18 protein-coding genes are annotated in these 17,123 nt (G+C 74.7%); 11 read left to right on the top strand and 7 right to left on the bottom strand.

The features are described 5' to 3' along the window. Positions 1 to 18: 18 nt before the first annotated feature. Positions 19 to 1,824, top strand: coding sequence for a pyruvate kinase (locus ABIB16_RS08395; RefSeq protein WP_354436203.1), 1,806 nt, complete (start codon positions 19 to 21; stop codon positions 1,822 to 1,824). Positions 1,825 to 1,830: 6 nt separating this feature from the next. On the opposite strand, the gene ABIB16_RS08400 is transcribed toward ABIB16_RS08395, so the two are convergent. After that, positions 1,831 to 2,607: a YflT domain-containing protein gene (locus tag ABIB16_RS08400; protein ID WP_158183864.1), complete on the bottom strand. Its 777-nt coding sequence runs from the start codon at positions 2,605 to 2,607 to the stop codon at positions 1,831 to 1,833. A gap of 92 nt (positions 2,608 to 2,699) precedes the next feature. Here ABIB16_RS08400 and ABIB16_RS08405 point away from each other — a divergent pair, with 92 nt between their 5' ends. Genes ABIB16_RS08405 through ABIB16_RS08415 form a run of 3 tightly spaced genes read left to right on the top strand, consistent with a single transcriptional unit; the run spans position 2,700 to position 5,944 of the window. Further along, complete coding sequence (locus ABIB16_RS08405) at positions 2,700 to 3,968, top strand: magnesium transporter MgtE N-terminal domain-containing protein (RefSeq protein ID WP_155932817.1); 1,269 nt, start codon at positions 2,700 to 2,702, stop codon at positions 3,966 to 3,968. Between the two features lie 39 nt (positions 3,969 to 4,007). After that, positions 4,008 to 4,799, top strand: a complete 792-nt coding sequence (locus ABIB16_RS08410; RefSeq protein WP_270618336.1) for a DUF1003 domain-containing protein — start codon at positions 4,008 to 4,010, stop codon at positions 4,797 to 4,799. Then, positions 4,796 to 5,944, top strand: a complete 1,149-nt coding sequence (locus ABIB16_RS08415; protein WP_036339206.1) for an Mrp/NBP35 family ATP-binding protein — start codon at positions 4,796 to 4,798, stop codon at positions 5,942 to 5,944. Before ABIB16_RS08410 ends, ABIB16_RS08415 begins: the two co-directional genes overlap by 4 nt. A 48-nt stretch (positions 5,945 to 5,992) precedes the next feature. Here the strand turns inward: ABIB16_RS08415 and ABIB16_RS08420 are convergent, their stop codons facing one another. Continuing rightward, the gene (locus ABIB16_RS08420; protein WP_270618335.1) at positions 5,993 to 6,601 is read right to left on the bottom strand and encodes a twin-arginine translocase TatA/TatE family subunit; all 609 of its coding nucleotides are present in this window, start codon (positions 6,599 to 6,601) and stop codon (positions 5,993 to 5,995) included. Between the two features lie 60 nt (positions 6,602 to 6,661). Further along, positions 6,662 to 7,534, bottom strand: a complete 873-nt coding sequence (locus ABIB16_RS08425) for an anti-sigma factor (protein ID WP_354436204.1) — start codon at positions 7,532 to 7,534, stop codon at positions 6,662 to 6,664. Positions 7,535 to 7,730: 196 nt separating this feature from the next. Between ABIB16_RS08425 and ABIB16_RS08430 the strand changes: the two genes are divergently transcribed. Then, a complete protein-coding gene (locus ABIB16_RS08430; protein WP_270618333.1) occupies positions 7,731 to 8,381 on the top strand; it encodes an O-methyltransferase in 651 nt (216 codons plus the stop codon). A gap of 78 nt (positions 8,382 to 8,459) precedes the next feature. On the opposite strand, the gene ABIB16_RS08435 is transcribed toward ABIB16_RS08430, so the two are convergent. From ABIB16_RS08435 to ABIB16_RS08445, 3 genes are all read right to left on the bottom strand, one after another. Beyond that, the gene (locus ABIB16_RS08435; protein WP_002855133.1) at positions 8,460 to 8,630 is read right to left on the bottom strand and encodes a DUF3117 domain-containing protein; all 171 of its coding nucleotides are present in this window, start codon (positions 8,628 to 8,630) and stop codon (positions 8,460 to 8,462) included. A 180-nt stretch (positions 8,631 to 8,810) separates the two neighbouring features. Then, positions 8,811 to 9,155, bottom strand: a complete 345-nt coding sequence (locus ABIB16_RS08440; protein WP_270618332.1) for a cell division protein DivIVA — start codon at positions 9,153 to 9,155, stop codon at positions 8,811 to 8,813. Next, positions 9,152 to 9,955, bottom strand: coding sequence for an LOG family protein (locus ABIB16_RS08445; protein ID WP_270618331.1), 804 nt, complete (start codon positions 9,953 to 9,955; stop codon positions 9,152 to 9,154). Before ABIB16_RS08445 ends, ABIB16_RS08440 begins: the two co-directional genes overlap by 4 nt. A 178-nt stretch (positions 9,956 to 10,133) precedes the next feature. On the opposite strand from ABIB16_RS08445, the gene ABIB16_RS08450 reads away from it, so the two are divergent. The 4 genes from ABIB16_RS08450 to ABIB16_RS08465 all read left to right on the top strand — a co-directional run bounded on the left by ABIB16_RS08450 (position 10,134) and on the right by ABIB16_RS08465 (position 13,478). Further along, positions 10,134 to 10,868: an amino acid ABC transporter ATP-binding protein gene (locus ABIB16_RS08450; RefSeq protein WP_230278017.1), complete on the top strand. Its 735-nt coding sequence runs from the start codon at positions 10,134 to 10,136 to the stop codon at positions 10,866 to 10,868. 47 nt (positions 10,869 to 10,915) lie between these two features. Next, positions 10,916 to 11,809, top strand: coding sequence for a glutamate ABC transporter substrate-binding protein (locus ABIB16_RS08455; protein WP_354436205.1), 894 nt, complete (start codon positions 10,916 to 10,918; stop codon positions 11,807 to 11,809). 104 nt (positions 11,810 to 11,913) lie between these two features. Continuing rightward, positions 11,914 to 12,594: an amino acid ABC transporter permease gene (locus ABIB16_RS08460; RefSeq protein WP_049158833.1), complete on the top strand. Its 681-nt coding sequence runs from the start codon at positions 11,914 to 11,916 to the stop codon at positions 12,592 to 12,594. Further along, positions 12,591 to 13,478, top strand: a complete 888-nt coding sequence (locus ABIB16_RS08465) for an amino acid ABC transporter permease (protein ID WP_354436206.1) — start codon at positions 12,591 to 12,593, stop codon at positions 13,476 to 13,478. The genes ABIB16_RS08460 and ABIB16_RS08465 overlap by 4 nt, the downstream gene beginning before the upstream one ends. Positions 13,479 to 13,538: 60 nt before the next feature. Here ABIB16_RS08465 and dapE read toward each other — a convergent pair whose 3' ends face one another. Further along, positions 13,539 to 14,675: a succinyl-diaminopimelate desuccinylase gene (dapE, locus tag ABIB16_RS08470; protein WP_354436207.1), complete on the bottom strand. Its 1,137-nt coding sequence runs from the start codon at positions 14,673 to 14,675 to the stop codon at positions 13,539 to 13,541. A gap of 69 nt (positions 14,676 to 14,744) precedes the next feature. Between dapE and dapD the strand changes: the two genes are divergently transcribed. Further along, on the top strand, positions 14,745 to 15,710 hold the full coding sequence (gene dapD / locus ABIB16_RS08475) for a 2,3,4,5-tetrahydropyridine-2,6-dicarboxylate N-succinyltransferase (protein WP_002855156.1): 966 nt from the start codon (positions 14,745 to 14,747) through the stop codon (positions 15,708 to 15,710). A 261-nt stretch (positions 15,711 to 15,971) separates the two neighbouring features. After that, positions 15,972 to 16,979, top strand: coding sequence for a hypothetical protein (locus tag ABIB16_RS08480; RefSeq protein ID WP_354436208.1), 1,008 nt, complete (start codon positions 15,972 to 15,974; stop codon positions 16,977 to 16,979). Positions 16,980 to 17,123 lie beyond the last annotated feature (144 nt).

The following is a 17,123-nucleotide window of genomic DNA, read 5'->3' on the forward strand; positions in this document are numbered from 1 at the left end:
GCCCCTAGGGTTCGGACCATGGGTATCGACCTGACCACCGAGCTCACCGCCCTCCGCGACCGCCTCCTCTCCGCCGAGGCGGAGCACGCCGACCTCATCTCCCGCGTCCGGGAGCGCCACCGGGCCTCGGCCCGGAACCTCGTGCACTACGTCGCCCTGCGCGGCACCGACCTGCGGCCCCTGCAGGAGGCACTGAGCGACGCCGGACTGTCCTCTCTGGGCCGCATGGAAGCCGGCGTGCTGGGCCACGTGGACGCCGTGCTGGCCGCCGCCCGCGCACTCGACGGCGACCCCGCCCCCGCGCCCGAGGACGACGCCCTGACCTCCGCCGAGGGCCGCGCCATCCTCGCCCGCAACGCGGCGAGCCTGCTCGGTCCGGCCCGCGGCGACCGGGACGCGCGCATCATGGTGACCATGCCCTCCGAGGCCGCCACGGACCCGGAACTCGTGGCCCGGATCGCCGAGGCCGGCATGGACCTGGCGCGCGTGAACTGCGCCCACGACGACGAGCAGGCGCGGGCCGCCATGATCGCGGCGGTCCGCCGGTGTGCCGGTGCGGGCCGGCCCGCGCCCTTGGTCGCGATGGACCTGGCCGGGCCGAAGGTGCGCACGGGCCCCATCGAGCCGGGCCCGCGCGTCGTGAAGGTGAAGCCCACCCGGGACGCCTCCGGGACCGTCACCGAGCCCTCCCGCGTGTGGCTCGCCACCGGGACCCACGACGCCGTGGCCGCGACGGACGGGCCGGACGGCGCCGTCGTCGTGCCGCTGGCGGCCCCGGAGGGGAAGACCCTGGCGGGCCTGCAGCGCGGCGACGAGATCGAGCTGACCGACGCGCGTGGCGCTCACCGCAGGCTCGAGGTCGAGCAGGTGGACGGCGAGGGCGTGCTCGTGCAGGCGGACAAGACGGTCTACTGGGCGACGGGCACGGCGCTGACGACGCCGCACGGGCCGCTCGAGGTCGGGCCGCTGCCCCCGCTCGAGCAGTCGATGCGCGTGCATGAGGGCGAGCAGATCGTGCTGACCCGCTCGCTCGAGCCGGTCCCCGCGGTCGACACGCCGCCCTACCGGATCGGCCTCACCCTGGCGCAGGCGTTCGCGGACGCGGCGGTCGGCGACCGGGTCTCCCTCGACGACGGACGGATCGGCGCGCGGATCACAGCGGTGTCCGCCGACGAGATCACCCTCGAGGTGACCCAGGCCGGCCCTCGCGGGGCGAAGCTCAAGGCGGAGAAGGGCGTGAACTTCCCGGACACGCACCTGGCCATCCCGGCCCTCACGGACGAGGACCTCGCCCACATCCCGTTCGCGGCCCGCCACGCGGACATGGTGAACATGTCCTTCGTCCGCTCGGCCGAGGACGTGGCCCAGCTGATCGACGCGCTCGAGGCCGAGGACGCACCGGACGTGGACATCACGCTGAAGATCGAGACGGTGGAGGCCTTCCGGCAGCTGCCGCGGATGCTGCTCGAGGCGATGCGCTGGCGGGACGTCGGGGTGATGATCGCCCGTGGCGACCTGGCGGTGGAGGCCGGCTTCGCACGGATGGCCGAGCTGCAGGAGGAGATCCTGTGGCTGTGCGAGGCGGCGCACGTGCCCGCGATCTGGGCCACCCAGGTCCTCGAGTCCCTCGCCAAGACCGGCCTGCCCTCACGGGCGGAGATCACGGACGCCGCGATGGCGCAGCGGGCCGAGGCCGCGATGCTGAACAAGGGCCCGTACATCGACCGCGCCGTCACCGTCCTCGGCGACATCCTGGGCCGGATGCACGGTCATGCGAGCAAGAAGCGCGACATGCTCCGGCGGCTCGAGTCCTGGTCCCTCTGACGGGGCTCAGCCGCGCGGCTCGTCCCGGGGCCGGGGCGGGTGGCCGCCGCGCGCCTCGATGAGCTTGGCGACCTCCTCCGGGGGCAGGGTCACGCCGTAGGAGCGGTCCAGGCCGGTGGGCGCGGGGTCCGCCTCCGGGACGGGCCGGGCCGGCGCCTCGGGTCCGCCGGGAGCGGGCGCCGCGTGGGACCCGCCCGACGACGGCGCGGCGGCCGGGGTGGCCTGCACGGGCCCGTCCTCGGCCTCCTCCGCGGCGGGCGCGGGCGCCGGCTGCGGGGCCGCGGGCGGCGTCGGGGCCGCGGCACCGCCCAGGCCCAGCTCCTGGCGGGCGCGGGCGGCGTGGTCGAACGCGACCACGAGGTCGAAGGCCGTGGGCACGACGGCCTGCGAGGACGCGAAGCCGTGCTGGCCCCGACGCATCGCGAAGCCGATCACGCCGAAGATCAGCCACACCGCCAGGCCCAGCAGCATGGAGGTGAGGATCTGCCCCGGGCCGGCCTCGGGGGCCAGCAGGTAGAGGAACACGCCGATCAGTCCACCGAAGAACACGCCGCGCACTCCCGCGGACAACGCCACCTGGGCGTAGTTCAGCCGGCCGCGCACCCGCTCCACGACCCGCAGGTCCTTGCCCACGATCGACACGGCGCTCACGGGGAAGTCCGTGGCGGCGAGGCGGTCCACCTGCTCGCGCGCCTGCGCGTAGGTGGCGTAGGTGGCCAGCAGCTCTCCGCGGGGCAGGCCCTGCTCGGCGCCGGGCTGAGGGTTGGACATCATGAACGACATGGACCCATTGTGCCCGGCCCGGCGCCCGGGCGGGCGGCGGTCCGCCGTACGCGGACACGGAGCCGCGGTCCGGCACGCCGTAGGCTGGGTCGGTGAGCTCCCCCAAGATCTTCGTGGCCCGCCTGCTGGGCCTGGACGTCTTCGACCCCCTCGGCGACCGCCTGGGACGGCTGCGCGACGTCGTCGTGCTGGACCGCGGCCCCGCCGCAGCCCCGTTCGCCACCGGCCTCGTGATCGAGGTCCCCGGCAAGAAGCGCGTCTTCGTCCCGATGACGCGGGTGACGTCCATGGACTCGGGCCGGATCATCACGACCGGGCTGATCAACCTGCGCCGGTTCTCCCGCCGTGGCGCCGAGCAGATGGTGGCCGCCGACCTCTTCGACCGGAAGGTGCGCCTCTCCGACGGGTCGGGCGAGGCCTTCCTGGAGGACATCGGGCTGGAGCAGCAGCGCAACGGCGACTGGCTGGTCTCGGACCTGTACGTGCGCCGCATCGTCGGCCGCGGCCCCTTCGGCCGCGCCCAGCGGGGCGAGCACCTCCTGCTGAACTGGGACGAGGCCCGCTGGACGGCGCAGGCCGACCCGCAGGGGGCCACGAGCTTCCTCGCCGCGCACGAGGACCTCAAGCCCGCCGACCTGGCGGACATGCTCCACGACATGTCGGAGAAGCGCCGCGTCGAGGTCGCCAGGGAGCTGCAGGACGAACGCCTCGCGGACGTGCTCCAGGAGCTGCCCGACGACGACCAGGTGCAGATCCTCTCCCAGCTGGACATCGACCGCGCCGCCGACGTCCTGGAGGAGATGGACCCGGACGACGCGGCGGACCTGCTCCACGAGCTGCCCGACTCCCAGCAGGAGCTGCTGCTCGAACGCATGGAGCCGGAGGACGCCGAGGACGTCCGGCGCCTGCTCGAGTACGAGGAGGGCACGGCGGGCTCGCTCATGACCCCCGTGCCGGTCATCCTCCCCCCGGAGGCCACCGTGGCCGAGGCCATGGCGACCATCCGACAGCAGGAGATCTCCCCCGCGCTGGCCTCGCTCGTGATCGTGGCCCGGCCGCCGTTGGAGACGCCGACGGGCCGGTTCCTCGGCGTCGTCCACTTCCAGCGCCTGCTGCGGTACCCGCCGCCGGAGGCGATCGGCAACATCATGGACAAGGATCTCGAGGCCGTCTCGGACCTCGCCCCCATCGCCCACGTGACCCGCGAGCTCGCGACCTACAACCTCACGTGCATCCCCGTGGTGAACGAGCAGGACCGCGTCGTCGGGGCCGTGAGCGTGGACGACCTGCTCGACCACATCCTGCCCGACGACTGGCGGGCCATGGACCTCGACGACGCCGAGACCCGCCCCGCAACCTGACCCCGCGGCCCGCCGCCGCACGACACCGGAGGTGTGAGCATGACCCAGACCGCGCGAGACCTGCGCCCGGGCCGCGGCACCGGCCTGGACACCCCGCTGAGCGCCAGCGGGCGCCGCGTGCCCCGGCTGGCCCCGAACCCGGACGCCTTCGGCGAGGCCACCGAGGGCATCGCCCGCTTCATGGGCACCCCGCAGTTCCTCGTCTGGATGACGCTGTTCTGCGCCGCCTGGCTGGGCTGGAACACGTTCGGCCCGATGGAGTGGCGGTTCGACTCCGCCGAGCTCGGCTTCACCGCGCTCACGCTCATGCTCTCCCTCCAGGCGTCCTACGCCGCACCCCTGCTCCTGCTGGCGCAGAACCGCCAGGACGACCGGGACAAGGTCGCGCTGCGCGAGGACCGTGACCGCGCCGAGCGCAACCTCGCCGACACCGAGTTCCTCACCCGCGAGATCGCCGGTCTGCGGCTGGCCGTCCAGGAGGTCGCCACGCGCGACTTCGTGCGCGGCGAGCTGCGCGGCGTCCAGGACGACCTCAGGGACGACCTCCGCGAGGCGCTGCGCGCCGAGCTGCGGGAGGAGATCCGGGAGGAGATCCGGGAGGAGATCCGGGAGGAGCTGCGCGCCGGCCTCCCGGGCGCCGAGGCCCAGCCCCGCAAGAACAAGAAGACCAAGGGCCGCGGCCGGGATGCGCGGCGCGGCGACGCCGGCGCCGAGCCCACGACCACCACGCTCGCCACCCTCGCGGCCCAGGAGGCCCGCGAGGCCGGGGGGTCCGGTCCGGCGGCCGGTCCCGCCGACGGTGCGGGCCCGGTGGACGGGGGCGGCCGATGAGCGCCCTGGGCCTGCCCGTGCCCGAGGTCCGCACCGACCTCGAGCGCCGGGTGCTGGAACGGCTCGCCACGGTCCAGGACCCCGAGATCCGCCGCCCGATCACCGACCTCGGCATGGTGGAGTCGGTCGTGGAGACCGCCCCGGGCGTCGTCGAGGTCGCGGTCCTGCTCACGATCGCCGCGTGCCCCCTGCGCGGGACGATCCAGACGGACGTGGCCGCCGCCGTCGCCGTCGTGCCCGGCTGTGAATCCGTGGACGTTCGCGTCGGGGTCATGGAGCCCGAGCGCCGCCTGGCGCTGCAGGACGCCCTGCGCGCGACTCGGCCGACGAACCCGTTCGGGGAGGGGACGCTCACGCGCGTCCTCGCGGTGGCCTCGGGCAAGGGCGGCGTGGGCAAGTCCTCGGTCACGGCCAACCTCGCGGTCGCGCTCGCCGCGCGCGGGCTCGCCGTCGGCCTGATCGACGCGGACGTGCACGGCTACTCCATCCCCGGGCTCCTGGGCGTGACCGGCACCCCGACGAAGCTGGACCGGATGATCCTGCCCCCCGTGGTGCGGGACGTGAAGGTCATCTCGATCGGCATGTTCCTCGACGCGGACCGGCCGGTGGCCTGGCGCGGGCCGATGCTGCACCGCGCGCTCGAGCAGTTCGTCACGGATGTGCACTGGGGCGACCTGGACGTCCTGCTCGTGGACCTGCCCCCGGGCACCGGGGACATCGCGATCTCGACGGCGCAGCTGCTGCCCGCCTCGGAGCTGCTCGTGGTGACCACGCCGCAGCACGCCGCCGCGCAGGTGGCCGCGCGCGCCGGTCAGCTGGCGGAGCAGACGGGCCAGACCGTGGCCGGCGTCGTGGAGAACATGGGGCCGATGACCCTGCCAGACGGCACCGTCCTGGATGTGTTCGGGACCGGCGGCGGCGCCGAGGTGGCGGAGCGGCTGTCCGGGGTGCTGGACACGCAGGTGCCGCTGCTGGGCACCGTTCCCCTGGACCCGGCGCTGCGCGCGGGCGGCGACGCCGGCGAACCCGTGGTGGTGTCCGCGCCGGAGAGCCCCGCGGGCCGGGCGCTGACGCAGATCGCGCAGCGGGTGGCCGTGCGACCGCGCGGGCTGGCCGGGCGACCCCTGCCGTTCACCCCTCGCTGACCTCGGGTGCCGGCGCCCCGGCCGGGGCACCCGACGCGCGCGACGGCGTCAGGTCGCGTCGACGTCGAAGGGGGCGGGCGCCAGCCCGAGCAGCTCGAGGGGATCCGGTTCGGTCTCGACGGCGGCAGGGCGCTCCTCGGTGAGGGCCTCGGCGCGGCCGGAGGCCATCAGGGCTGCGGCGGCACCGCCCACGGCGGCCGCCCCCGCGGCGGGCGCGCTCGACCGGGTCTGTGCGGCGGCGACGGACTCCGCGGCGGCGGTGCTGCCGGCCCCGGCGGGGCGGCGGAAGAGCGTGCGCGGATCCATGTCCGTCAGGTCTTGGTGGGTGAGGCCGCCGTGCACGTCCTCGGCGCTGATGCCCGTCGCCTGCGCCGCGCGGGACGCGGGCGTGGACGAGCCGCCGGCGGGCTCGCGGAGCGCGTCGCGGATGATGCGGCGCGGGTCGTACTGGCGGGGGTCGTACCTGCGCCAGTCCACCTCGTCGAAGTCCGTGCCGGTCTCCTCTTTGAACTGCGCCTTGGCACCCTCGGCCTTGTCGCGCATGACGCGCAGCCAGTCGGTGAAGGCGCGCGTGTACTCGGGGAGCTTCTCCGGCCCGAGGATGACGATCGCGAGCACCGCCAAGATGATGAACTCGCTGCCGTTGATACCAAACACCCTCCGAACTCTACTAGAGCGGCACCGCCCCACAGCCCGGAGCCGCGGGGGCGGGGCGGCTCAGCCGCGGGGGCGCGGCACGGCGTCCGCGATGCGTTCGAGGCCTCGCTCCAGGCGCTCCTCGACGGCGTCTCCGCCGCCCAGCTCGAGCACCCGTGCCCGCTCGGAGACCAGCAGGTGGGTGAGGACCGCGTCGGCGCGCTCGTCCGGCAGGCTGGCCTCCACGCGGTAGGCGGCCTGCGGCGTGGTCAGCTCGGCCGTCCAGCCGTCCTCCTCCCCCGCCGGGACGATCCGGTAGACGCCGCCGCCGGCCAGCCGACGCTCCTGCGCCCCCGTGCTCAGGGGCGCGGTCGAGGCACAGCCCTCCGGGGCGGCTCCCACGATCCGGGGTCGGCACTCACGGACGGTCACGGTCGGCTCGTCCCGACCCCAGCCGACGACGACCTCCACGTCCTCGGCCGTCTGGGCGGTGTCGACGGTGAGCGGCTCCAGGCCGGCCCCCACGAGGGAGGGCACCGTCCAGCCCTGACCCCGCAGCTCCGCGACGGTGCCGCGCCGGTCGGTCGACGCGGTCCCGGCCGCCGGCAGGGCGACGGTGTCCGTCGGGGTCGGGGCCGTGCGCAGGGCCGTGGTGCGGGGCGCGCCGGCCACCCAGACCGCGGTGAACAGCCCGCCGAGCAGGACGACGAAGGTCAGCAGCCCCACCACGAGGCGGCCGGAGACCCCGCGGGCGCGCAGCACCGGGGCGACGACGGCGCCGGCCGGACGCTGGTGCACCGTGCGGGCGGCGTCGAGCACGCGGGCCCGGGCCTGGACCGTGGCGCGGCACTCGGGGCAGCGGTCCAGGTGGCGGGCGATGCGCGCCCGGGACGCGGCGGGGAGGGCGCCCTCGAGGTAGGCGTCCATGTGGCGCTGGGTGTGTCGACGTCCCATGCGGCCACCTCCTCGGTCCTCGCGTCCTCGGCCCGGCGACCGGCCTCCCACACGGCGGGAGCCGGTTCGTGCCGTGTCCCATCATCGGCCCGCCTCCTGGGAGAACACTGGGTCGCGGCCGCGTGCCGGCCCGTACACTGGCCCGCGTCGCCCGTGCCGCGGGCGAGGTCCCGTCGTCGTCGTCCCGGAGTCAGCCATGAGCGCCCTGCAGCCCCAGCCCACCGACAAGCACGCGTCCTGGGCCTGGTCGGAGAGCCGGGCCACCGAGGACGACGTCGTCCTGCGCGCCCGCGAGCGCGCCGCCGAGCTGGACGTGCCGCCGGTGAGCGAGGGGACGGCGGCCCTGTTGACGGTGCTGGCGGCCACGCGTGCCCCCGCGGCGGTCGTGGAGGTGGGCACGGGCGCCGGCGTCTCGGGCCTCGCCCTGATGCGCGGTCTGCCCGAGCGCACGGTCCTCACCACCGTGGACCCGGACGCGGAGGCCCAGCGCGCGGCCCGCGAGGCGTTCTCGGAGGCCCGCCTGCCCACGAGCCGCACCCGCATGATCACGGGGCGCTCCCGGCTCGTCCTCCCCCGGCTCACGAGCGGCGCCTATGAGATGGTCCTGGTGGACGGGGACCCGGCCGCGCGTCAGTTCGACGTCGAGCAGGCCGCGCGCATACTCGCCCCCGGCGGCGTGCTCGTCGTGGTGGACGCCCTCGACGGCGACCGCGTTCCCCGGCCCGCCGTGCGCGACGAGTCCACCGTGTCCGCCCGGGCGGTGGACCGCCTCATCCGGGAGGACGAGCACTGGCTGTCCGCCGTCGTCCCCTCCGGCACGGGCGTGCTGATCGCGGTGCGCCGCTGATCCGCGGCGTCGCCGGGGACGCGGACGCCCCGCGCACCGCGACGGTGCGCGGGGCGTCCGCGTCGAAGGGGTCCGGGCTCAGGCCTGGATGACGCCCTCGAGGCACTCCTTGAGCTCGCGGGCCTCGTCCGCGTTGATCTCCAGCACGAGACGGCCGCCGCCGTCGATCGGCACGCGCATGATCAGGCTGCGCCCCTCCTTGGTCACTTCCATGGGACCGTCCCCGGTGCGGGGCTTCATGGCGGCCATTGCGACTTCCCTTCTGGATGATGTTCCCGTCACGGCGTCCGGTGACCGCGGGAGCGGGCACTGACCGGACGCCTCCGGCGCCCCCGCACGCGGGCGTGCGCGAGGCCGGTCACATCACCATTATCGCGGATTCCGCGTGCTCGCGCCAAACGATGGCCCGCACCGAGCCCGGCCCGCGACTCAGGCGCGCCCCGCCGGATCGCTCCGGGACGGGTCGGCGGCCTCGAGCTCGGCCACCCGGGCCCGCAGTGCGGTCGCCTCGTCCTCGCGCTCCGCGAGGGCGTCCCGCAGCCGCAGCAGGACGGCGTCCACCTGGTCCCGCTGGTAGCCGGGCACCGCGACGGCCAGCCGCAGCAGGTCGACATCCGCCGCGCGCGGCCGCTCGGGCAGCAGGACGGGGTGCCCGGGCGTCTGTCCGGCCGGGTCGTCGGCCCGGAGCGTGAGCCGGCCCGTGAGGGCGGCGGCCAGGGCCGCCAGCACGACGACGAGCACGGCCACCAGGACGGTCCACTGCGGTCCGCTCACGTGTCGGCCCTCCCCGCCGAGCGGAGCACGCACGCGACGGCCTCCTCGGCCGTGTCCACGACGTGGAAAAGGTCCGGGTCCTCGGGCGAGATCATGCCGCGCTCCACGAGCGTGCCGCGGATCCAGTCCACGAGCGGGCCCCAGAAGCCGCGGTCCACGAGGACCACGGGGAAGCGGGTGACGGTGCCGGTCTGCACGAGGGTGAGGGCCTCGAAGAGCTCGTCCAGGGTGCCGAGGCCGCCGGGCAGCACGATGAACCCCTGCGCGTACTTGAGGAACATGACCTTGCGGACGAAGAAGTAGCGGAAGTCCACGCCCACGTGCACCCAGGGGTTCAGGCCGGTCTCGAACGGCAGCTCGATGCCCAGGCCCACGGACTCTCCACCGGCCTCGTGGGCGCCCCGGTTGGCGGCCTCCATGGTGCCGGGCCCCCCACCGGTGATGACCGTGTACCCGGCCTGGGCCAGGCGGCTCCCGACCTCGTGCGCCAGGGCGTACTCGACGCTGCCCTCGGGCGTGCGCGCCGATCCGAACACGGAGACCGCGGGACCCAGCCCCGCGAGGGTGCCGAAGCCCTCGACGAACTCGGCCTGGATGCGCAGGACACGCCAGGCCTCGGACGTCGTCGAGGCGACGTCGGCGGTGGGGCGCGCGGCGTCGCCGGGCCGCCGACCGTCGAGGAGGAGCTGGTCGAACGTGGGGGTGTGCGCCGCCTCCCCGCGCAGGATCTGCCCGCCGCGGCGGACGCGCTGGGACGCGGCGGCGACGTCGCCGCCCGAGGGGTGCTCATGTGGGGCCATGGCGTCAGCCTAACGAGCCGGCGGGCCGCCAGGGCCGGCGTCGCACGGCGCACCGCGCCGGGTGTGGCGTGCGCTATATTCCACTGGCATGACGCAGATCACGCCTGAGCAGCCCCACGGCGCCCACCTCCCCGACGAGGCCGGCACGCGGCGCCGTCGCGGTGCCGCGGGCGATGACCTGATCGTCCTCGAGGGCGTCAACAAGCACTTCGGCGACTTCCACGCCCTCCGCCAGATCGACCTGCGGATCCCGCGCGGCCAGGTGGCGATCGTCCTCGGCCCGTCCGGCTCCGGCAAGTCGACGCTGTGCCGCACGATCAACCGGCTCGAGACCATCGACGACGACGGCGGCCGCATCCTGATCGACGGGCGGCCGCTCCCCAACGAGGGCAGGCAGCTCGCCCAGCTGCGCGCCGAGATCGGCATGGTCTTCCAGTCGTTCAACCTCTTCGCGCACAAGTCGATCCTGGAGAACGTGACCCTCGGGCCCATCAAGGTGAAGGGCAAGCGCCGGGCGGACGCCGAGCGGCACGCCATGGAGCTGCTCGAGCGCGTGGGCGTGGCCGCCCAGGCCAGGAAGATGCCGGCCCAGCTCTCCGGCGGGCAGCAGCAGCGCGTGGCCATCGCCCGCGCCCTGGCGATGGAGCCGAAGGCCCTGCTCTTCGACGAGCCGACCTCCGCCCTCGACCCCGAGATGGTGCAGGAGGTCCTCGACGTCATGGTCCAGCTCGCCGAGGGCGGCATGACCATGGTCGTGGTCACCCATGAGATGGGCTTCGCCCGCAAGGCCGGGGACCGCGTGGTCTTCATGGCCGACGGCGCCATCCTCGAGGACACCGACCCCGACACCTTCTTCACGAACCCCCGACACGAGCGCGCCCAGGACTTCCTGGGCAAGATCCTCGCGCACTGACCCCGTCCCCCGTCGCACCCCACCGCACCGAACCAGAGGAGAGCACCATGCTCCGCACGAAGCTCCTGACCCTGTCCGCCGTCACCGCCGCGGCCGCGCTGTCCCTCACCGCCTGCGCCCCCTCCTCGTCGCAGGGCGGCGGTGGCGACGCCGCCGGCTCGTCCTCGGCCGGCGAGTCGACGTCGTCCGGCTCCGGCGAGCGCCTGCGCATCGGCATCAAGTTCGACCAGCCGGGCCTGGGCTACCGCGAGGGCTCGGCCCAGCCCACCGGCTTCGACACGGACGTGGCCCGCTACGTGGCGGACAAGCTCGGCGTGGCCGAGAAGGACATCGAGTGGGTCCAGACCCCGTCCGCGAACCGGGAGAACGCCCTGGAGAACGGCGAGGTCGACATGATCTTCGCGACGTACTCCATCACGGACGCCCGCAAGGAGCGCGTCGCCTTCGCGGGCCCGTACTTCGTGGCCGGCCAGGACCTGCTGGTCCGCGCGGACGACACCGCGATCACCGGCCCCGAGGCCCTCGACGGGAAGAACCTCTGCTCCGTCACCGGCTCCACCTCGGCCCAGAAGATCAAGGACCAGTTCGCCTCCGGCGTGAACCTGGTGGAGCAGGGCGGCTACGCCGAATGCGTGACCTACCTCGAGTCCGGCCAGGTGGACGCCGTGACCACGGACGACATCATCCTCGCGGGCCTGGCCGCCGCCGACGCCAACAAGGGCAAGTTCAAGGTCGTCGGCAACACCTTCACCACGGAGCGCTACGGCGTCGGCCTGCCGAAGGACTCGGAGCGCTGCGAGGACATCAACGAGGCCATCCAGGAGATGAAGGACTCCGGCGAGTGGAAGAAGGCCCTCGAGTCCAACACCGAGGGCACGGGCTACACCTACGACGAGACGCTGAACTCCGGCGAGGACGCCGAGTTCGAGCCCTGCGCCTGACAGCCCCGCGGCCGGGTGGGCCGAGGACGTGACCTGAACCGTCACCCTCGGCCCGCCCGGCGGCACCCCCGCCCGTCAGCCCTGTCCCGACCCTCGGAGAAGACATGGAATCGATCTCCTCGCTCCTCGCGGACTACGGCGCGGACATCCCGCTCGCGTTCTGGACGAACATCAGGCTCGCGTTCCTCGCGACCCTCGGCTCGTTCGTCCTCGGCGTGGTGCTCGCCCTGTTCCGCATCTCGCCCGTCCCCTCGCTGCGCGCCCTCGGCACCGGCTACGTCAACGTGGTCCGCAACACCCCGCTGACGATCATCATGCTGCTCGGCGTGCTCGCCGTCTGGGGGCAGCTGAAGATCAGCTTCTCGTCCGACTTCACGCTGAACTTCTTCATCTACGCCGTGATCGCGCTCTCGCTCTACCACGCGGCGTTCATGTGCGAGGCGATCCGCTCCGGCGTCAACACCGTCCCGCTCGGGCAGGCCGAGGCCGCCCGCTCCATCGGCCTGGGCTTCCTGCCCGCGGCCCGCCACGTGATCCTGCCCCAGGCGCTGCGCGGGGCCATCACCCCGCTGGGCAACACCGTGATCGCGCTGACCAAGAACACCACCGTCGCCGCCGCGGCGTCGGTGGCGGAGGCCTCGGGCCTGATGAAGCGCATGATCGAGTTCAGCCCGGACGTGATGGTGGCGATCTTCCTGACCTTCGCGATCGGCTTCTGCCTGATCGTCATCCCCATCGGCCTGCTGACCACGTGGGCCTCGGAGAAATGGGCGGTGGCCCGATGAGCGCCCAGGCCTCCGTCCTCTTCGACGCCCCGGGTCCCATCGCCCGCCGGCGGATCCTCCTCGCCAACCTCGTCGCCCTCGCCGCGGTCCTGGCCGTAGCGGTGCTCGTCCTGATCCAGATGAACGCCACCGGCCAGCTCTCCGGCCGCCGCTGGCTGGCCGCCGTCGACGGCGACGCGTGGCGGAACTACTACCTGCCGGGCCTGCAGTTCACCCTGCAGTCCGCGGGCATCGCCGTGGTCACCTCCGTGGTGTTCGGCCTGGTGTTCGGCTTCCTGCGTCTGGCCCCGTTCGGCCCGGTGCGCTGGCTGGCCGCCGTCGTCGTGGAGTTCTTCCGGGCCGTGCCGGTGCTCGTGATGATGGTGTTCTTCTACCAGCTGTTCGCACAGGTCGCGCGCACCGGGGCGATCCAGCCCCAGGACGGCCCGTACTACGCGGTGATCGCGGCACTGACCCTGTACAACGGGTCCGTGATCGCGGAGCTGGTGCGCTCCGGGGTGCGCTCGCTGCCGCGCGGCCAGCGCGAGGCGGCCGCGGCGGTGGGCATGACGAGCATGCAGTCCCTGCGGCTCGTGGAGGTGCCCCAGGCCCTCATCGCCATGCTGCCCTCGCTGCTGAGCCAGTTCGTGGTGATCCTCAAGGACTCGGCGCTGGGCTACCTCATCGGCTTCTTCGAACTCCTGCAGTACGCCCGCCAGCTCGGCTCCGGCAACGGCAACATCCTGCAGTCCCTCGTGGTGGCCGCGATGATCTTCATCGTGATCAACTTCCTCCTCACCTGGGCGGCCACCCGGCTCTCGCGGCGGCTGTCGTCGCGGACGGCCGGCGACGCCAGCGCCCCCACGACCCCGCTCGTCGGGGCGCCCACGAACACGGCGGCCTGACCGGGCGGCGGGCGAGGCGGGCCCGCGAGTCCGGCGACGGGCACCGGCGACGTCGTCGGGTCAGCCGGCCAGCCAGGCCGCGAGCGCCGCGAGGCACGCGTGGACCGCCTCGCGGGGCACGTGCTCGTCGTCCGTGTGGGCCAGGAGGGCGTCGCCGGGGCCGAAGTTGACCGCGGGCACGCCCAGCTGGGAGAACCGCGCCACGTCCGTCCACCCGTACTTGGGCTGGGGCTCTCCCCCGACGGCGGCGACGAACGCGGCGGCGGCCGGCCGGTCCAGACCGGGGCGGGCGGCGGGCGAGGCGTCGTCGATCCGCACCTGGGCGTCCCAGTCCACGCCGGCCCCCTCCAGCACCGCGCGCACGTGCGCGTGGGCCTGCTCGAGGGTCTTGTCCGGAGCGAACCGGTAGTTCAGGTCCACGGACGCCTCGTCCGGGATGACGTTGCCCGCGACGCCGCCGGCCACGCGGATCGCGTGCAGCCCCTCGCGGTACTCCAGGCCCTCCACCGTGACCGTGGCCGGCTCGTACGCCGCCAGGGCGGTGAGCACGGGGGCCAGCTTGTGGATCGCGTTGTCGCCGCGCCACGCACGGCCCGAGTGCGCCGCGACACCGGGGAAGGTGACGCGGTACCGGCACGTGCCGTTGCAGCCGCCCTCCACGACGCCGTCGGTCGGCTCGAGCAGCACCGCGAAGTCGCCCTCCAGCAGCTCGGGGGCTTGGCGGGCCACGCGGGCGAGGCCCGAGAGGTCCGAGGCGACCTCCTCGTGGTCGTAGAACACCCACGTGACGTCGTGCACGGGGGTCGGGCCGTCCGCGCGGCCGAAGCGGCCGGCCAGGGCCAGCTGCACGGCGACGCCGGACTTCATGTCCACGGCTCCGCGGCCGTACAGCACGTCCCCGTCCCACGCCGAGGGCACGGTCCCGCGCGAGCCCGGCACGGTGGGCAGGGGCACCGTGTCCAGGTGCCCGGCCAGGATCACGCGGGTCGGCCGCCCCAGAGCGGTGCGGGCGACGACGGCGTCCCCGAACCGCCGCACCTCGAGGCCGCCGAGGGCGCGCAGGGCCTGCTCGACGGCGTCGGCCAGCGGCCCCTCCTCCCCCGAGACGGAGCGCACGTCCAGCAGGATGGCGGTGAGCGCCGCGACGTCGAGGTCCGGATCGGCGAGGTCGGGCAGGGACACGGGGGTGAGACTCATGTGTCCAGTCTACGGACGGGCCTCTCGCCGCCCTGCAGCGTGCCCCGGCCGCTCAGTAGGCTGAGGCGCATGACCCAGACCGCCGCACAGCAGCCCTCCCCCCGTCTCGTCTCCGGCCACGGCCTGGCCACCACGGCCGCCGACGGCGCCGTCCTGGACGTGTGGTTCCCCGCGCCCGTGGCCGGTCCGCTCTCCGCCGCGGACGCCTCGCTGCGCGACACCCTGCGCGCCCTCGCCGCGGACGACGCGGACCGCGGGACCACGCAGGCCGTCGTCGAGCTGGAGGTCGACCTGGACGCCGCCCCGGCCTCCACTGCGGACGCGTGGCTGCGCCTGCACGCCCTCTCGCACCGCCTGGCGCGGCCGAACGAGCTCAACCTCGACGGCGTCTTCGGGCTGCTCACCAACGTGGTGTGGACGAACCACGGACCCTGCGCGGTCGCCGACTTCGAGCTGACGCGGGCGAGGCTGCGTGCCCGCGGCGCCGTGCAGGTGTACGGCGTGGACAAGTTCCCGCGCATGACGGACTACGTCGTGCCCTCCGGGGTGCGCATCGGCGACGCGGACCGGGTGCGCCTGGGCGCCCACCTGGCCGAGGGGACGACCGTGATGCACGAGGGCTTCGTGAACTTCAACGCGGGCACCCTGGGGCATTCGATGGTGGAGGGCCGGATCTCGGCCGGCGTCGTGGTGGGCGACGGGTCCGACGTCGGAGGCGGCGCGTCCATCATGGGCACGCTCTCCGGCGGCGGCACCCAGCGGATCGTGATCGGCGAGCACGTGCTGCTCGGCGCGAACTCCGGCGTGGGCATCTCCGTCGGCGACGACTGCGTGGTCGAGGCCGGTCTGTACGTCACCGCGGGCACGCGCGTGAGCGTGCTGCAGGACGGCGAGGCGGCGCGAACCGTGAAGGCCGTCGACCTCTCCGGCGTGCCGAACCTGCTGTTCCGCCGCAACTCCACCACGGGCGGGGTCGAGGCCCTCCCCCGCGCCGGCCGGACCGTCGAACTGAACGCGGCGCTGCACGCGAACTGACCCGGCGCACTCGCCCCGCGGCTCTTCCCTCCCCTCCCCGCTCCCCGCCGCGTTGGGGGGGGGCGATTTCCGGTGGTATCCCGCCGGGATAACGCCCAGTATCGCCCCCGGAACTCCCCGGCGGCCCGGGGGCGGGAAGACGACGACGGCGGCACGCGGCGCGGGCCGTCGGCTCCTGCACAGCAGCGCCCGCCCCGCGCGTCGTCCCCGTGCCGCGGCCAGCGCGCCCCGGGCGCCCCGCCGGCGTCGTCCGATGGGTGCATGCCGCGCGTCGTGACTCCTCTGCCGCCCGACCAGCCCGCCGTGCTGTTGGCCACGGACCTGGCCCGACTGGGGCTGCCGCCCGACCGCGCCCGCCGGTCGGACCTGGAGCGGGTCGGGCAGGGCTTCCACCGGCAGCGGGCACGTCCTGGCACGGGCTGGGCCGACCTGGGCCTGACCGAGCCCGGGCACGGCTTCTCCCCCGATCACCTCGCCGCGCTTCTGCGCCGGCGCCCGGATGCCGTCCTCTCCCACGAGACCGCGGCCCACCTGCACGGTCTGCCGATGCCCGCGCGAGCCTGGCGGCGGCGCGACCCGGCGACGGGCGAGTTCGAGGCCGACCCGCCGGTGCACCTCACCGTGGCCCGGGGGACGCGACGCGTCCGGCGGGCTGGTCTGATGGACCACCGCAGGCCGCTGGCGCCCGAGTTCGTCACGCACGTGCACGGCCTGCGCGTCACCACCGTCGATCGCACCTGGCTGGACCTGTGCTCCCTGACGCCCCCGTGGACGTTCGAGGACCTCGTGGCCGCCGGCGACCACGCCGTCAGGCACCCGTGGACGCCCGCGGGCCGGACGGATCCGGCCACCACGATCGCCGCGCTGCGCTCGGCGCTGCACGCGTCCGGACGCTTCCATGGCCGCCCGGCCGCCCGGGAGGCGCTGGATTCCGTTCGCGTCGGGGCCGACTCGCCGCCCGAGACCCGCCTGCGCCTCGCCCTCGTGGCCGGCGGACTGCCGGAGCCGGAGCTGCAGGCCGCGCTCGAGCCCGGGGACCCCTTCTCCCCCGTGGCCGACCTGGCCTACCGTCACGTGCGCCTGGCCCTGCAGTACGACGGTGCGGGGCACCGCACGCGGGAGCAGCAGGCGCGCGACGCCCGCCGGGGCCGCTACGGGCAGGCGCGCGGCTGGACGACGCTCCGCGTCACCTGGGCCGATGGGCGCGAGGACTTCCGTGGCGTCGTCGCGGTGGTCCGACGCCGCCTCGGCCCCTCCGCCTCGACGTAAGCACGCTCCGGCGAACGCATTGGGGGCGGGGTTGGGGGGGGGTTGGGGGGGGGAGCACCCCCAAACCCCCCCCCCCCCCCCCGGGGGGCCCCCCCCCCCCGCCCCCGCGGGCAGGGGGGGCCGCCCGCCCCCCCCCAGAACGGG

Origin of the sequence: Micrococcus sp. UYEF5, assembly GCF_040546065.1 — a bacterium.
Classification (GTDB): domain Bacteria; phylum Actinomycetota; class Actinomycetes; order Actinomycetales; family Micrococcaceae; genus Micrococcus; species Micrococcus luteus.

What these genes read in the sequence shown, in the direction of transcription:
- ABIB16_RS08395 (WP_354436203.1), top strand. Translation starts at nt 19, where the DNA reads ATGGGTATCGACCTGACCACCGAGCTCACCGCCCTCCGCGACCGCCTC.
- ABIB16_RS08400 (WP_158183864.1), bottom strand. Translation starts at nt 2,607, where the DNA reads ATGTCGTTCATGATGTCCAACCCTCAGCCCGGCGCCGAGCAGGGCCTG.
- ABIB16_RS08410 (WP_270618336.1), top strand. Translation starts at nt 4,008, where the DNA reads ATGACCCAGACCGCGCGAGACCTGCGCCCGGGCCGCGGCACCGGCCTG.
- ABIB16_RS08415 (WP_036339206.1), top strand. Translation starts at nt 4,796, where the DNA reads ATGAGCGCCCTGGGCCTGCCCGTGCCCGAGGTCCGCACCGACCTCGAG.
- ABIB16_RS08425 (WP_354436204.1), bottom strand. Translation starts at nt 7,534, where the DNA reads ATGGGACGTCGACACACCCAGCGCCACATGGACGCCTACCTCGAGGGC.
- ABIB16_RS08430 (WP_270618333.1), top strand. Translation starts at nt 7,731, where the DNA reads ATGAGCGCCCTGCAGCCCCAGCCCACCGACAAGCACGCGTCCTGGGCC.
- ABIB16_RS08435 (WP_002855133.1), bottom strand. Translation starts at nt 8,630, where the DNA reads ATGGCCGCCATGAAGCCCCGCACCGGGGACGGTCCCATGGAAGTGACC.
- ABIB16_RS08445 (WP_270618331.1), bottom strand. Translation starts at nt 9,955, where the DNA reads ATGGCCCCACATGAGCACCCCTCGGGCGGCGACGTCGCCGCCGCGTCC.
- ABIB16_RS08455 (WP_354436205.1), top strand. Translation starts at nt 10,916, where the DNA reads ATGCTCCGCACGAAGCTCCTGACCCTGTCCGCCGTCACCGCCGCGGCC.
- ABIB16_RS08460 (WP_049158833.1), top strand. Translation starts at nt 11,914, where the DNA reads ATGGAATCGATCTCCTCGCTCCTCGCGGACTACGGCGCGGACATCCCG.
- ABIB16_RS08465 (WP_354436206.1), top strand. Translation starts at nt 12,591, where the DNA reads ATGAGCGCCCAGGCCTCCGTCCTCTTCGACGCCCCGGGTCCCATCGCC.
- dapE (WP_354436207.1), bottom strand. Translation starts at nt 14,675, where the DNA reads ATGAGTCTCACCCCCGTGTCCCTGCCCGACCTCGCCGATCCGGACCTC.
- dapD (WP_002855156.1), top strand. Translation starts at nt 14,745, where the DNA reads ATGACCCAGACCGCCGCACAGCAGCCCTCCCCCCGTCTCGTCTCCGGC.
- ABIB16_RS08480 (WP_354436208.1), top strand. Translation starts at nt 15,972, where the DNA reads ATGCCGCGCGTCGTGACTCCTCTGCCGCCCGACCAGCCCGCCGTGCTG.